Below are 13,766 nucleotides of genomic sequence, written 5' to 3'. Positions count from 1 at the left end.
GTCAGTGGGTGGGCGTGGCGAATTGTGTTAGGTCGTCGGCGATTTCGGTGACACTGGGCATCGCGGCGATCTCGGCGGCGACCGCACGAGCGTTGGACGCCAGGTCGAGATCGTCGATCAGGGCATTGAGATGCGCGGCGGTGATCGAGCGGGCGGGCACCGACAGTCCGGCTCCGCGTCGCTGCACCGCGAGGGCGTTCCAGGCGCGGTCCCCCGGGGCGGGAGTGGCGATTTGGGGGACGCCCGCGTGCAGGGCGGCGTAGACCGAACCGGCCCCTGCGTGGTTGACCACGGCTGTGCAGTGGGGCAGGGCTTCGTGCAGGGCGATCCAACCGGTCGTGCGGATATTCGCGGGAAGTGCGTTGGTGCGCAACGTCTTTCGATCGGGTCGGACAATGACGATTTCGGCATCGACAGTGGGGGCGGCCCGCACGATCGCTCGCAGCATGGGGTCCGTACCGTCGCCGAGCATGGTCGAGCGGGTGACGAGGATGCGTCGGCGAGTCGATGGTTCCCGCAGAAATCGTGGTGTGTCCGCGTCGGGGGCCGAGTACGGGGTGTAGCGCATCGGGCGGCCGTCGACACCGACGATGCTGGGCGGGGCGATGGACAGGGTGGTCGCGGGTGCGGGCAGTGCGGTGCCGGTGAGCAGGCGCAGCAGTTCACGGCGGATGACGATGCCGTCGTCGAGGGCGATGTTGTGCAGGATCGTCGGGACACCGAGTCGATCGGCGACGATCGCCGCCGCCGAGGCGAACGGCTCGTGCACAATCACCTCCGGCCGGAACACGGTGGCGGCACGGAACAATGGCTCGATCATCGGCCGATTGGTGACAGCGAAAACGTGGGCACCGCCGCGCGCATCCGCCATCCCCTTGCCCGACCGCAACGCCAGGACCGGATGCCTGCCCAGCCCGCGCACCGCGGCCCGTAGGTAGTCGATCGGCGGGGCGACATCGGCCACCGGCAGGTGCGCCCGCACCGCCGTGGCGGCGTCCCCACCGGTGGCCACCATCACGTGATGCCCACGCTCGCGTAACTGCTGCGCCAAAGGCATCATCGGGAAAAGATGCCCGATCAACGGCATGGCCACGAACAGCACTCGCATCCGATCTCCGTCATCGCCCCGGCGGCCGCGGGCTCGGCCTGCCCAGTGATACGAGGTTGCCGCACCGATGGTTCACCATCAGGGCGGGCCAACTGCCTTGGGCGGCTAAGTCGCCGGAGCCGTTACGAGGCCGCGGCGCCGTGATAGAAGAAGTCGCCGAGACCGACAGTGAACACCAGGATGCCGTACAGGGCGTGTTCTACCGAGGTGGTCAGCAGCGAGCGTGTTCGCCGGTACCGGATGGCGAAGAGAACACCCGCCGCGGCGCTCAGCAGCACCGAGATCCAGTTGCCGACGATGAAGTGGGCGAAACCGAACGCGGTGGCGCTGGCGGCGACCATGCGGGGACCGTCGCCGAAGATCGGGGTGTAGCGGTGGAAGAGGAAGGCGCGGAAGAGTAGTTCCTGCGGATAGACGCTGACCAGTGGGTAGAACACGAGGATCAGCACCCAGATCAGGGGACGTTCGCGGGGCAGATCGAACAGGAAGCCGGGGCGCAGGACGGCTACCGCGGTGGTGAGGGTGACGGCCGAGACCGCCCAGAGTGTGAGGATGCCGGGCAGGGCGGGCAGCAGCGCGTCGGCTCGCCAGAAGGAGCGGCGGTCGAAGCCGGTGCGGCGCAGGTAGATCACGATGCCGACGGTGATCGCCAGCAGGAAAGGCAGCGGGCCGACGCCGCGCAGGAACAGTGCGTACAACCCGGTCAGGCAGAAGAAGAGGGCGACGAATTCGACTGTGAGCCAGGCCTTCCGGCTGTCCAGGCCGGTGTCGACGGTCATGCCCCGAGCCTACTGGGTGCGGGCAGGTACGACGTCCTAGCGGTGCTCGGCGCTCGTCGTGGCCAGCGTCGCCAGCAGGGCGGGCAGGGCGGTGCCGATGGGTTCGCGGATGACCTCGTCGGCGAGGGCGTCGTAGGGGGTGGGTTCGGCGTTGATGATGATCAGGCGCGCGCCGTGTTCGGCGGCGACACCTGCCAGCGATGCGGCGGGCTGGACCTGCAGGCTGGTGCCGACGGCGATGAAAACGGTGCAGGCCTGCGCGATCGCCATGGCGTGTCCGAGCACCTCGGGGTCGAGTGCTTGGCCGAACATGACCGTCGCGGTTTTGAGGATGCCGCCGCAGCGCAGGCAGGCGGGGTCGGGTTCGCCCGCGGCGATGCGGTCGAGGGCCTGCTCGGTGGTGGTGCGGTCATCGCAGGAAGTACACAGCACGGTGCGGGCGTTGCCGTGCAGTTCGAGGACTTTGCGGTCGGGCAGGCCGGCGAGCTGGTGCAGCCCGTCGACGTTCTGGGTGATCACGCGCACCGCCGTTCCGGTCGCGGCCAGCGTGGTGACGGCCTCGTGCGCGGGGTTGGGCTGTGCGCGCCAGGCGGGATGTTCGCCGCGCATGAGCCAGGATCGGCGGCGGATGTCGGGATCGGACATGTAGTAGTCGTAGGTGACCAGTTTCTGGGCGTCGGGGTCGCGCTGCCACAGGCCCGCCGGGCCACGGTAGTCCGGGATTCCGCTGTCGGTGGAGACGCCGGCGCCGGACAGGATCGCGACGAGTTGCGTGGTCATGGGACCCAGCGTAGGGCTGGTCGAACGCCGCGGTCGATGGGATTTCGGTCGTTATCCCGGCATAGGACTGTTCGATCTGGCTATTGGACGCTAAAGTCTGCCTGGAGTGGACTACAGCGGAAGGTGACAGACGAATGACGTCGGCAACGGTCAAACGGCAGGTGCTCGAACTCGGCGGGGCGTTCATGATCTCGCGCGAGGCCAGGGCATTCGGGGAGACGACCGGGGTGGCCGGGTTCCACGGCGCGTACACGCGGGGACGTGGCGGGGTGCTCGGTGATGTCGACGCCGACGTCGTGACCGCGGCGTTCGGTTTCTTCGAGCCCGGATGTGTCCGTGCCGCGTGGGAATCGGTGCCGATGCCCGCCGCCGACGCCGCGGTGGACTACATGGGCGCATGTCGCGACTTCGGGCAGCGCAAGCTCGCCGCGTTCGAACAGTCCGACCGGCTCGCCGAGTTGCTGCGGCGCGTGGTCGAGGCCGCACCCGCGACCGGGTTGCCGTTGTTCGCCGGGTGGCGGGCGATGCCGGTGCCCGAGGACGGGCGGGCCGCGGTCCTGCAGCTGACGCATGTGCTGCGTGAACTACGCGGCGGACTGCACCTGGTCGCGGTGATGGCCAACGGGCTCACCCCGCTGCAGGCGATCCTGGTCGCGGGCTCACCGATCCTGGACGGACCAGGCCACGCGAAATTTCTCGGCTGGACCGAACCGTTCGAGACGGTCACCGACGATGTGCGAGGGCGCTGGGAGGCGGCGGAGAAACTGACCGACGAACTGATCGCACCCTGCTTCGACGTGCTCGACGAGAAAGAGTTCGACGAGCTCACCGTGCTGATGCTCGAAGCCCACCGGGTCGCCTTGAGCCGCTAGACCGTTCACGAACCGATGACGTCGCGCCCGCGTCCCACGATCAGTGGGTCGGCGGTGCCGACGATCTCCAGATCCTTGTTGTCGTAATCGAACCCGTTCAGCACGTGCCGCATCGCGTTGAGCCTGGCGCGCTTCTTGTCGTTGCTCTTGACCACGATCCACGGCGCGTGGTCGGTGTCGGTGTGCTCGAAGTTCTCTTCCTTGGCCTCGGTGTATTTGTCCCACTTGTCGAGCGAGGCCAGGTCCATCGGCGAGAGCTTCCAGTGCCGCACCGGGTCGACCTGGCGGATGGCGAAGCGGGTGCGCTGTTCCAGTGGCGAGACCGAGAACCAGAACTTGACCAGGTCGATGCCGTCGTCGACGAGCATCCGTTCGAACAGCGGTACCTGCGACAGGAAGCGTCGATGCTGTTCGGGCGTGCAGAAATCCATCACGCGTTCGACACCCGCGCGGTTGTACCAGGAGCGGTCGAACAGCACGATCTCGCCCGCGGCGGGCAGGTGCTCGACGTAGCGCTGGAAATACCACTGGGTGGATTCGCGCGCGGAGGGCTTTTCCAGTGCCACCACCCGGGCCCCGCGCGGATTGAGGTGCTCCATGAACCGTTTGATGGTGCCGCCCTTGCCCGCGGCGTCGCGACCCTCGAACACGATGACGACGCGGCGACCGGTCGCCTTCACCCAGTTCTGCAATTTCAGCAGTTCGATCTGTAGTAATCGCTTGTCGAGGTCGTACTGCAGGCGTGAGAGACGCTCGTCGTAGGGGTAGCCCTCGCGCCAGGTGTCGACGACCAGGCCGCCGGGTTCGGTGAGCAGGATCGGATCGTCGTCGTCGCTGTCGTCGACCGTGAATCCGGTGGTGTCGGCCAGGTTGACGACGGTCGCGAGATCGGCGATCTCGCTGACATCACGGGGGATCGGGCGAATCTCGACATCGGTCATCCCTCGGACGCTAAATGATGCGCGTGTCGCCCAGATGAACGCGCGGTGCCCGGCCGGGCGATGTCGCCCACGCCAACCCGGCCGCACCACGAATGGGCAAGGTGCACAATCGGAGGATGTTCGACTCAGCAATCCGTACGGCGGCTCCATGACCGGGCCCAACGGTCGACGCCCCGGTTCACCGACGGCGCTGCGGAATCAGAACCGGGTGCGCGTGGTCGAGGAGTTGCGCAGACAGGGGCAGGCCACCCAGGCCGACCTGGCCAGGGCGACCGGCCTCGCCCCCGCGACGATCTCCAACATCGTGCGCGATCTCGCGGGCGCCGGCAGTCTGCATATCGAAAAACGCAGTGGCAAACGCAATTCCGTGCGGCTGACCGGGGGATCGGGGTTCGTTGTCGGTGTGGATCTCGGGTACCGCCATCTCACCGTCGGTATCAGCGATCTGACCCATCACGTGGTGGCACGGACACACACCGCGCTGCCTGTCGGCCTGTCGGCGGATCACGCCATGGACCATGCCCGTCGACTGTTGGACACCGCGCTCGACGACGCGGGCATCGAGCGGGCCGGTGTGGTCGGTGCCGCGCTGGGACTGCCCGCGCCGATCGACCGCACGACGGGTCGCGTCGGTTCACCGTCGATCCTGCCCGGCTGGGTGGGGGTCGATGCGAGCGCGCTGGCCGCAACAGCTTTGGCGTTGCCGGTGCGTGTCGTCGTCGACAACGACGCGAATCTCGGTGCGCTCGCCGAACATCAGTGGGGGGCCGGGTCAGGTACGACCGACATGGTCTATCTGAAGCTGTCCGAAGGCATCGGCGCCGGGCTGATCGTGGGCGGGCGCCTGTACTCCGGGTTCGGCGGCACCGCGGGCGAAGTCGGGCACACCACGGTCGACGAATTCGGTGCGGTGTGCCGGTGCGGCAATCGCGGGTGTCTGGAAACGGTGGTGTCGGCGCGTCATGTGGTTTCGTTGCTGGCCCCCACCCAAGGGGATCTCTCGATCGAGGAGGTCGTGCGCCGGGCGATCGCCGGTGATCGCGCGTTCGTGCGCGTCCTCGACGACGTCGGCAGGCAGGTCGGCACCGCCGTCGCCGGGGTGTGCAGCGTCCTCAATCCCGAACTGCTCGTCCTCGGTGGCGAACTCGCCGAGGCCGCCCAGATCCTGATCCCCTCGATCCAGCGGGTGGTCGATCGCTGTGGGGTGCCCTCGGCGGCGGCCGCGCTGCGTATCCGCCCCGCGATGCTCGGCGCGCAGACCCATCTGCTCGGCGCGATCGCGCGGGCGATCGCCGATGCGGACCACTCGGTGTTCATTTCCTGAACGGCAACACGGCGATCTGGGCTCGGTATCGTGAATTCCTGCAGATGCCACCTCATTCGGGGGACACTGTGAGCTGATTCACGCCGCTACTCGCGAGGCAATGCTGCCCGCCGTGGAGAGGACGAAGCCGATGCACGATGGAGGCTCCTTCACCGACCGGTCCGCTCTCCCCGACGGCGAGGGATCCTCGGGCAGCCGCGTGATCCGGATCGCGTCCGTCGCGGCGCTCGGCGGATTGTTGTTCGGCTTCGACAGCGCCGTGATCAACGGCGCGGTCTCGGCGATCCAATCCGAATTCGATGTCGCCGACGCCGTTCTCGGCTTCGCCGTGGCCTCGGCTCTGCTCGGTGCGGCCGCGGGTGCGATGACAGCGGGCCGGATCGCCGATCGCATCGGCAGGCTCAAGGTGATGAAGATCGCCGCGGTCCTGTTCTTCGTCAGCGCCGTGGTCACCGCGTTCGCCCCCGATGTCTGGGTTCTGGTCGTCGGCCGGGTGATCGGCGGTGTCGGTGTCGGCGTGGCCTCGGTCATCGCCCCGGCCTATATCGCCGAGACCTCGCCCGCACGCATCCGCGGCAGGCTCGGATCATTGCAGCAGCTCGCCATCGTGCTCGGTATCTTCCTGGCGCTGCTGGTGGACTACGTGCTCGCTCACCTCGCGGGTGGCGCGAGCGAGACGCTGTGGTTCGGGCTGGAAGCGTGGCGCTGGATGTTCCTGTCCATGGTGGTGCCCGCCGTGGTCTACGGCGTGCTGGCCTCCACGATTCCCGAGTCACCGCGCTACCTGGTGGCCACGCACAAGATCGGCGAGGCGCGGCGCGTGCTGTCGATGCTGTTCGGTGCGAAGAACCTCGAGATCACCATCGGCCGCATCGAGGAGAGCCTGCGCAGCGATACCAAACCGTCGTGGAAGGACCTGCGCCGCTCGGGAGGCGGGCTCTACCCGGTCGTGTGGGTGGGGCTGATGCTGTCGGTGTTCCAGCAGGCGGTGGGCATCAACGTGATCTTCTACTACTCGAACGTGCTGTGGGAGGCCGTCGGCTTCGAGGAATCCCAGTCGTTCCAGATCAGTGTGTTCACCTCGGTGGTCAATATCGCCACCACCATCGTCGCGATCATGCTCATCGACAAGGTCGGGCGCAAACCGCTGCTGCTGACCGGCTCGATCGGCATGACCGTCACGCTGGCCACGATGGCGATCTGCTTCGGCGGCGCCGACCAGGTACCCGACGCCGAGGGGGTCATGGAGCCGCATCTGACCGGTGCGCTCGGACCGATCGCGCTGGTCGCGGCCAACCTGTTCGTGGTCTTCTTCGGCATGAGCTGGGGCCCGGTCGTGTGGGTGCTGCTCGGTGAGATGTTCCCGAACCGGATCCGTGGTGCGGCGCTGTCGCTCGCCGCGGCGGGACAGTGGGCGGCGAACTGGGCGATCACCGTCTCGTTCCCCAGCCTGAAGACCTTCTCGCTCGGGTTCGCCTACGGGATGTACGCGGTGTTCGCGCTGCTGTCGCTGGGTTTCGTGGCCAAGTTCGTGCCCGAGACCAAGGGGATGTCGCTCGAGGACATGGACGAGGCCGCCGGCTTCGAACGCCCCACCGCCAGCGCCTGATCATCACCCGCGACGAGGAAGGCTGCGCGATGTACCTTGCGGTGTACCGGTCGCCGGCGGAGACGAACCGGCACGTGCGTGCGGGATGCGGCGCCGAGGCGGTGGCGCAGTGAACACACCCACCCCGACGAACGGCTCCGCGACCTGGTCGGTGGTCGAGGACGGCTGGAACCCGCAGCGCGCCAACTACTTCGAGACGATCTTCACCGTCGGCAACGGGCGCCTCGGAACCCGCGGGTCGCTCGAGGAACGGCACACGGGCGCGTTGACGGGCACGTTCATCGCCGGTGTCTACGACGCGTACGACTCGCCGGTCATCGACCTGGTGAACGCGCCGGATTGGCTCGACAGCGAGGTCTTCGTCGACGGTATGCGCCTGGACACCGAGTCGGCGCAGGTCGTCGAGCACCGTCGTGAACTGGACCTGCGCAGCGGAGTCCTGCACCGCGACACCGTGTTCGCGCTGCCCGACGGCGCACGGGTCCGGCTGCGGACCCAGCGTTTCGCCAGCATCGCCGATCGTGACCTGTGCGGTTTGCGGATCGAGGTGAGCTGCCTGGATCGGGCGGGGGCGGTGACGCTGCGGACCGGTATCGATGCGAACCGGCGCAATCGCGAACGATTGCCGACCTACCGCGAACAGACCGCGTTCGGCTATGAACGCAAGTGGGACAAGTGGGCCAAGTCCACGCACCTGGTTTCGGTCGGTGCGGGATTCGACGGTGCGGTCGGTGTGATCGAGAGCCGCACCATCGACAGCGGGGTCGATCTCGCCTACGCCTTCACCTGCGCGGCCGTCGGCGGGCGGGGTCAGCAGCGCTCCCGGCACGACGCCATCGAGATGGAGTGGCAATTCGACACCGGCGCAGGCGAATCCGTGCGGGTGGACAAACTGGTCGGGATCGCCACCAGCCGCGACTACCGATCGGTGAACCCGCCAAGGGAGCGGGCCGTCGACACCGTCGCGCGGGCAGGCTCCTTCGATACCGCCGCGGCGGCGAGCCGGGCGGCGTGGGATCGGGCGTGGGCCGACGCCGATTGCGAAGTGGTCGGCAACGATCGGGTGACCCAGGCGTTGCGGTTCGCGATCTATCACCTGATCATCGCCGCCGACCCCGACGACCCGACCGTGAGTATCGGCGCGAAATCGCTGTCCGGCGAAGGGTATCGGGGCCATGTCTTCTGGGATACCGAGGTGATGTTGCTGCCGTTCTTCCTGTTCACCCAGCCGCGCGCCGCCCGCGCACTGCTGGGCTACCGCCACCACACCCTGCCCGGTGCGCGGGAGGTGGCCGCCGCCAACGGAACCGGGGGCGCTCGCTTCGCGTGGGAATCGGCCGATACCGGGCGGGAGGAATGCCCGCAGTACACCCCGGACGGCAAAGACCGCTTCTACACGCGCGAAGAAGAACTCCACATCACCGCCGACGTGGCCTACGCGATCATGCGCTACGCCACCGTCACCGGCGATGACGACTACCTGTTCGGTGAAGGCGCCGAGATCCTGTTCGAGACCGCCCGCTTCTGGGTGCAACGGTGCGTCGCAGAGGGGGATTCGCTCGTTCTCCGGACGGTGATGGGACCGGACGAATTTCACTCCCACGTCGACAACAACGCGTTCACCAACAAGCTGGTGCACTGGCATCTGCAGCAGGCGGCGGCGGTGTACGAACGGATGTCGCGGGAACGTCGCGAGCAACTGCACGAGCTCATGGCCTCGATCGGGCTCGACCCGGGTGAGCCGGCGCAGTGGCTGGCCACCGCGGACCGGCTGCGGGCACCGACCGATCCCGACTGCGGTGTCATCGAACAATTCGACGGCTATTTCGATCGCACGGACGTGCCCATCGTCGAATGGGACGACCACGATATGCCGCGATACCCGGTCGGCTGTACCCCGTTCAATTGCGAGGAGACCTCGCTGCTCAAACAGCCCGATGTGGTGATGCTGCTGCACATGCTGCCCGACGACTACTCGCTGTCCACCCGGCTGCTGAACTACGAGTTCTATGAGCGGCGCACGATGCACAAGTCCTCGCTGAGCCCGTCGATCCACGCGATCGTGGGTTTGCAGGTGGGCGATTCCCGCATGGCGGAACGGTATTTCGGGCGGTCGGCGTTCGTCGATCTCGACGACAACCAGGGCAATACCGAAGAGGGAATTCACATCGCGTCGGCGGCGGGGACATGGCAGGTCGCGACGCACGGTTTCGGGGGCTTTCGGGCCGCCGCCGATGGGTTGCGTTTCTCGCCCGCGCTGCCGCCGTCCTGGCAACGGTTGCGGTTCTCGGTGCACTGGCGGGGGCGCACGGTGCGGGCCGATCTCGGACATCGGGACGCGCGATTCGAGCTGGTCGGCGAGGGGCCCGCGGTGGAGATCACCGTGTGGGAGCGGCCGGTGACGCTCGAACCCGGTGATGTGGTCGAGGTCGAGGCGCCATGACACGCGTGTTCGATGCGCAGGCGGTGCTGTTCGATCTCGACGGCGTGCTCACCGACACCGCGGCGGTGCACCGGCGGGCGTGGTCGGCGCTGTTCACCGAGTTCCTGCCGAGGGTCGCGCCCGAGGCGGCCCCGTATACCGACGCCGACTACTTCGAACTGGTGGACGGTAAGCCGCGTGCGGCGGGTGTGCGGTCGGTGCTCGTCTCCCGCGGCGTGCGAGTGCCCGACGGGGAGTCGGAGGACCCGCCCGACGCGCAGACCGTGTACGGCCTGGGCAACCGCAAGAACATCTGCTTCACCGAGATCATCCGCGGCGACGGTGTCGAGGTGTTCGAAGGGTCGTTGCGTCTGGTGGACGAGCTCGCGGCCGCCGGTATCCCGATGGCCGTGGTGTCGAGCTCGCGTAATGCGGTACTGGTGCTCGGGACCGCGGGTCTGCTGGACAGGTTCGCGGTGGTTGTCGACGGTGTGCTCGCCCAGGACGAGCGCCTCGCGGGCAAACCGGCACCCGACATGTTCCTCACGGCCGCACGGGTTCTGGGGGTGGATCCGGCACGGACGGTGGTGATCGAGGACGCGGTGTCCGGGGTCGAAGCGGGGCACCGGGGTGGGTTCTGGGTGATCGGGGTCGACCGGGGGAGCGGACCGTCGGCGTTGCGCGCGGCCGGCGCCGACATCGTCGTCAGCGACTTGGCGGAGCTGGTCGAGGATCCGCGCCGGGGAAGCTGAGTTACTCCACGTAAACTGAACATTTGTCCAAGTTGGGCAAGTGTTCATTTGAGCGGGGCTGTTTTGGAAACCAGGCGGCAATAGGTTCGGATCGCACGATTCACCCTGTCATCCTCTGGTCGGAGATCACCGCGCATGCGAATGCCCCCGCCCCGCCTCGCCGCGCCCTGTGCCGGTTCCCTCACCGCATTGACCCTCGTCGCGGGCATGATGCTCGCACCTGCCACCGCGCAGGCGGACGTATCCGAGACGCTGGCGGCGACGCCGATCAGCGACGCCGCGGCCCTGTGTACCAGTGGCGCACCGACTTTCGATGATGTGGTAACTGCCGCGGCATCGGTGCTGCGCGGCACCGTCGGGCCCGCGCAGGTGCTCGCCTACGACCAGCAGGTCGCCGATTTCCGGGCCGGGATCGCCGCGCTGCGGGTGCATCGCGATGGGCTGCCCCTGCGTCCGGAACAGGTCGGCCCGCGGCCGGCCGAACTCGACGATCCGATCGTCACCTACCTGGTGAACGGCCTGGACGCGGTGCGCACCGGGCGCATCGACGAGACGATGTCGGTCTCGCAACTGACCGTCAATGACGCCATCGAGGTGTTCATCCTGGCGACCGGCATCGTCAAGATCCCGGCCAAACTGGTCGCCGGCATGATGCCCACCGTCGGGATCTTCCTGAAGCCGGTGGTCAGCGCGATGTTCACCGGAACCAAGGCGCTGGCCCGCGCGGTGCAGAATTCGATCGACGCGGGCTGTGTGGCGCCGAATGTGTATCCGCCGCTCGAACTCGGTGACGCCGTCATCGAGCCGGTGCGGGTTCCCCAGCCCATCGAGGATCTGGCCGCGCTGGTCATGAACGCCGACGGCACCTGCACGCCCGTCGCGGAACTGACCATGGCCACCGTGGTCGAACGCGCACGCGCCTTCCTCGACAGCGGCGCCGTGGCGGTGGACCGAATCGCGATGAACGAGGCCGCCGACGCATTGCAGGTGTTCCTGGCGAGCAACCGGGTGGCCAAGGTGATGCTGATGCGCCGCGCCGACGACCTCGGCCCGCTGGTCGAGGCTCTGGACATGGGCCCGCTGACCTTCCTGGCCAATCTCGGTGCCGACGTCGCCGAAGGCACGGCGCTCGACACGGTGCCGTTGGCGCAGGTCCGGGTCGAGAACGCCTTCGATCTCGCGACCCTGACCCTCGACATCACCAGCCTGCTGTTCTCGGCGGGTACCACCATCGCCGGGTTCACCGGCCTCGCCGGAACGGTCACCACGCCGCTGTCGGTCGTGCAGAAACTGGTGTTCGCGCCGACCGATTACGGCGCGCCGATCGTGCGTGGTGTCATCCAATCGATGTGCGCCGTCTAAGCTGCGGCGGCGCGGCGATCATGGCACTGTGCTTCGATCAGGTCAGTTGTCCAACAGAGCTACTACCCAGAAGGTGAGCATGCACGATCAGTTCTCGTCCGGAATCGGCCGTCGTGAAGTTCTGGCCGGGGCGGCCGGTGTTGTCGCGGGCGTGTCATTGGTGGGGCTCACACCCGCCGCGGCGGTGCCCGCCGAGGTGCCCAAATTCGCCCCGAAAGCCGGGCGCAGCGTGCGGGTGCTGATCACCGGCGACGCGGGCACCGGTACCCGCACCCAGTGGGCGGTCGCCGACGCGGCCCGTGCGTTCCACGCGCGTGAACCGTTCGCGATGGCGGTGGGACTCGGGGACAACATCTATGATTCGGGTCCCAGCGGCCCCGACGATGTCCAGTTCGCCACGAAATTCGAGGATCCGAATGCGGGACTGGATTTTCCGTGGGCCATGGTGCTGGGCAATCACGACACCTCCGGGGTATTCCCCGGTGACGGCGGCTGGCTCGCGCGCGGCAATCACGAGGTCGAATATCACGCGAAGTCGTCGCGGTGGTGGATGCCCAGCCGCTACTACTCGGTGCGGGTGCCCGAGCAGAACCCGGTCGTGGAGTTCTTCGTCCTCGATCTCAACCCGCTCGCGGCCTACATTCCGCCGCTGCTCGACCCCTACTGGGCGGTGGACGGTCCGTACATGAACGCCCAGCGAGCATGGCTCGACGGGGCGTTGGCCGAATCGACCGCACAGTGGAAGATCGCCTGCACCCACCACCCCTACCTCAGCAACGGCCCGCACGGCGACGCGGGCAATTACGAGGGCCTGCCCATCGAGCCGCTCAACGGCGTGCACGCCAAGCGATTCTTCGAAGACCATGTGCTCGGCAAGGTGTCGTTCCTGCTCTCGGGCCACGACCACACCTTGCAGGTGCTCGAGCCGACACCGGCGACCAAGGGCACCCGCCAGATCGTGTCGGGTGCGGCGGGTAAGACCTCGGGCGGGCAGCCGCGCCTGACGGCCGGCGGTCACGGCGCACTGTTCGAAACCCAGCACGAACTGGGGTTCATGGTCATGGACCTCAAGGCGAACTCGGTGAACCTGCGCGTGCTCACCGTCGACCCGGCCTCGGGCGCGAGCACCCAGGTCTTCGACCGCCGACTCGGCTGAACTCGACCGCCGGTGGTGGCGGGAGGATGATCGACGGATGGGCTTCTATACCGATCGGATCCTCCCGCACATCGTCGACAAAGTGTGCGGGGTGGCCCAGAACGGGCCATTACGCGAGCGGGCATGCGCCGCATTGCACGGCACTGTTGTCGAGGTCGGCTTCGGGTCGGGCAACAACATCGGGTTCTATCCCGCCGCGGTCGAGCGGGTCAGTGGGGTCGAACCCGCGGACACCGCGTGGAAGATCGCGGCGAAACGTGTTGCGGCGAGCTCGGTTCCGATCGAACGCGCCGGTCTGGACGGTGAGTCGCTACCGTTTCCCGACGCCACCTTCGACACCGCGCTGTCCACCTTCACCCTGTGCACCATCCCCGATGTCGCCGCGGCACTCGCCGAGATCCGCCGGGTACTGCGACCCGGTGGCACGCTGCACTTCGTCGAACACGGGCTCGCGCTGGAGGAGTCGGTGCAGACCTGGCAGCACCGACTCGACCCGATCCAGCAGAAGATCGCGGGCGGCTGTCACCTCAACCGTGACATCGCGGGCCTGATCACCGGCGCGGGCTTCGAGATCACCGAACTCGACCGCTTCTACCAGCCGGGCGCCCCGAAAGCCTTCGCGGCGTTGTCCCTCGGTGTCGCCGGACGGCCCTGAGACCCG

Annotated in this window: 12 protein-coding genes; 8 read left to right on the top strand and 4 right to left on the bottom strand. The window is 67.6% G+C overall.

The features are described from left to right. Window position 1: 1 nt before the first annotated feature. From ACFWPX_RS00725 to ACFWPX_RS00715, 3 genes are all read right to left on the bottom strand, one after another. Complete coding sequence (locus ACFWPX_RS00725) at window positions 2-1,108, bottom strand: glycosyltransferase (RefSeq protein WP_378924654.1); 1,107 nt, start codon at window positions 1,106-1,108, stop codon at window positions 2-4. A 122-nt stretch (window positions 1,109-1,230) separates the two neighbouring features. Further along, window positions 1,231-1,887 carry a CPBP family intramembrane glutamic endopeptidase gene (locus ACFWPX_RS00720; protein WP_378924652.1) on the bottom strand — a complete coding sequence of 219 codons (657 nt, stop codon included), beginning with the start codon at window positions 1,885-1,887 and terminating at the stop codon, window positions 1,231-1,233. 36 nt (window positions 1,888-1,923) lie between these two features. Beyond that, on the bottom strand, window positions 1,924-2,667 hold the full coding sequence (locus ACFWPX_RS00715; protein WP_378924650.1) for an NAD-dependent deacetylase: 744 nt from the start codon (window positions 2,665-2,667) through the stop codon (window positions 1,924-1,926). A 134-nt stretch (window positions 2,668-2,801) separates the two neighbouring features. On the opposite strand from ACFWPX_RS00715, the gene ACFWPX_RS00710 reads away from it, so the two are divergent. Next, entirely contained in the window at window positions 2,802-3,539 is a 738-nt protein-coding gene (locus ACFWPX_RS00710) for a hypothetical protein (protein ID WP_378913578.1), read from the top strand. A 5-nt stretch (window positions 3,540-3,544) separates the two neighbouring features. Here the strand turns inward: ACFWPX_RS00710 and ppk2 are convergent, their stop codons facing one another. Then, entirely contained in the window at window positions 3,545-4,480 is a 936-nt protein-coding gene (ppk2, locus tag ACFWPX_RS00705) for a polyphosphate kinase 2 (protein WP_378924648.1), read from the bottom strand. 148 nt (window positions 4,481-4,628) lie between these two features. Between ppk2 and ACFWPX_RS00700 the strand changes: the two genes are divergently transcribed. The 7 genes from ACFWPX_RS00700 to ACFWPX_RS00670 all read left to right on the top strand — a co-directional run bounded on the left by ACFWPX_RS00700 (window position 4,629) and on the right by ACFWPX_RS00670 (window position 13,760). Beyond that, window positions 4,629-5,804 carry an ROK family protein gene (locus tag ACFWPX_RS00700; RefSeq protein WP_378924646.1) on the top strand — a complete coding sequence of 392 codons (1,176 nt, stop codon included), beginning with the start codon at window positions 4,629-4,631 and terminating at the stop codon, window positions 5,802-5,804. Window positions 5,805-5,934: 130 nt separating this feature from the next. Beyond that, window positions 5,935-7,413, top strand: coding sequence for a sugar porter family MFS transporter (locus ACFWPX_RS00695; RefSeq protein ID WP_378924644.1), 1,479 nt, complete (start codon window positions 5,935-5,937; stop codon window positions 7,411-7,413). 109 nt (window positions 7,414-7,522) lie between these two features. Next, a complete protein-coding gene (locus ACFWPX_RS00690) occupies window positions 7,523-9,856 on the top strand; it encodes a glycoside hydrolase family 65 protein (RefSeq protein ID WP_378924642.1) in 2,334 nt (777 codons plus the stop codon). Continuing rightward, window positions 9,853-10,587 (top strand): HAD family hydrolase, encoded by a 735-nt coding sequence (locus ACFWPX_RS00685; protein WP_378924640.1) that lies wholly within the window; start codon window positions 9,853-9,855, stop codon window positions 10,585-10,587. The genes ACFWPX_RS00690 and ACFWPX_RS00685 overlap by 4 nt, the downstream gene beginning before the upstream one ends. 135 nt (window positions 10,588-10,722) lie before the next feature. Continuing rightward, complete coding sequence (locus ACFWPX_RS00680) at window positions 10,723-11,949, top strand: hypothetical protein (protein ID WP_378924638.1); 1,227 nt, start codon at window positions 10,723-10,725, stop codon at window positions 11,947-11,949. A gap of 79 nt (window positions 11,950-12,028) precedes the next feature. After that, window positions 12,029-13,105, top strand: coding sequence for a metallophosphoesterase (locus ACFWPX_RS00675; RefSeq protein ID WP_378924636.1), 1,077 nt, complete (start codon window positions 12,029-12,031; stop codon window positions 13,103-13,105). Window positions 13,106-13,142: 37 nt separating this feature from the next. After that, window positions 13,143-13,760 carry a class I SAM-dependent methyltransferase gene (locus ACFWPX_RS00670; protein WP_378913586.1) on the top strand — a complete coding sequence of 206 codons (618 nt, stop codon included), beginning with the start codon at window positions 13,143-13,145 and terminating at the stop codon, window positions 13,758-13,760. The last annotated feature ends 6 nt before the right edge of the window (window positions 13,761-13,766 follow it).

This window comes from Nocardia sp. NPDC058518, from assembly GCF_042719655.1.
In the GTDB taxonomy this organism is placed as follows: Bacteria; Actinomycetota; Actinomycetes; order Mycobacteriales; family Mycobacteriaceae; genus Nocardia.
This window is presented reverse-complemented; position numbering and strand designations above follow the sequence as displayed.

What these genes read in the sequence shown, in the direction of transcription:
- ACFWPX_RS00670 (WP_378913586.1), top strand. Translation starts at nt 13,143, where the DNA reads ATGGGCTTCTATACCGATCGGATCCTCCCGCACATCGTCGACAAAGTG.
- ACFWPX_RS00680 (WP_378924638.1), top strand. Translation starts at nt 10,723, where the DNA reads ATGCGAATGCCCCCGCCCCGCCTCGCCGCGCCCTGTGCCGGTTCCCTC.
- ACFWPX_RS00720 (WP_378924652.1), bottom strand. Translation starts at nt 1,887, where the DNA reads ATGACCGTCGACACCGGCCTGGACAGCCGGAAGGCCTGGCTCACAGTC.
- ACFWPX_RS00725 (WP_378924654.1), bottom strand. Translation starts at nt 1,108, where the DNA reads ATGCGAGTGCTGTTCGTGGCCATGCCGTTGATCGGGCATCTTTTCCCG.
- ACFWPX_RS00695 (WP_378924644.1), top strand. Translation starts at nt 5,935, where the DNA reads ATGCACGATGGAGGCTCCTTCACCGACCGGTCCGCTCTCCCCGACGGC.
- ACFWPX_RS00685 (WP_378924640.1), top strand. Translation starts at nt 9,853, where the DNA reads ATGACACGCGTGTTCGATGCGCAGGCGGTGCTGTTCGATCTCGACGGC.
- ACFWPX_RS00710 (WP_378913578.1), top strand. Translation starts at nt 2,802, where the DNA reads ATGACGTCGGCAACGGTCAAACGGCAGGTGCTCGAACTCGGCGGGGCG.
- ppk2 (WP_378924648.1), bottom strand. Translation starts at nt 4,480, where the DNA reads ATGACCGATGTCGAGATTCGCCCGATCCCCCGTGATGTCAGCGAGATC.
- ACFWPX_RS00700 (WP_378924646.1), top strand. Translation starts at nt 4,629, where the DNA reads ATGACCGGGCCCAACGGTCGACGCCCCGGTTCACCGACGGCGCTGCGG.
- ACFWPX_RS00675 (WP_378924636.1), top strand. Translation starts at nt 12,029, where the DNA reads ATGCACGATCAGTTCTCGTCCGGAATCGGCCGTCGTGAAGTTCTGGCC.
- ACFWPX_RS00715 (WP_378924650.1), bottom strand. Translation starts at nt 2,667, where the DNA reads ATGACCACGCAACTCGTCGCGATCCTGTCCGGCGCCGGCGTCTCCACC.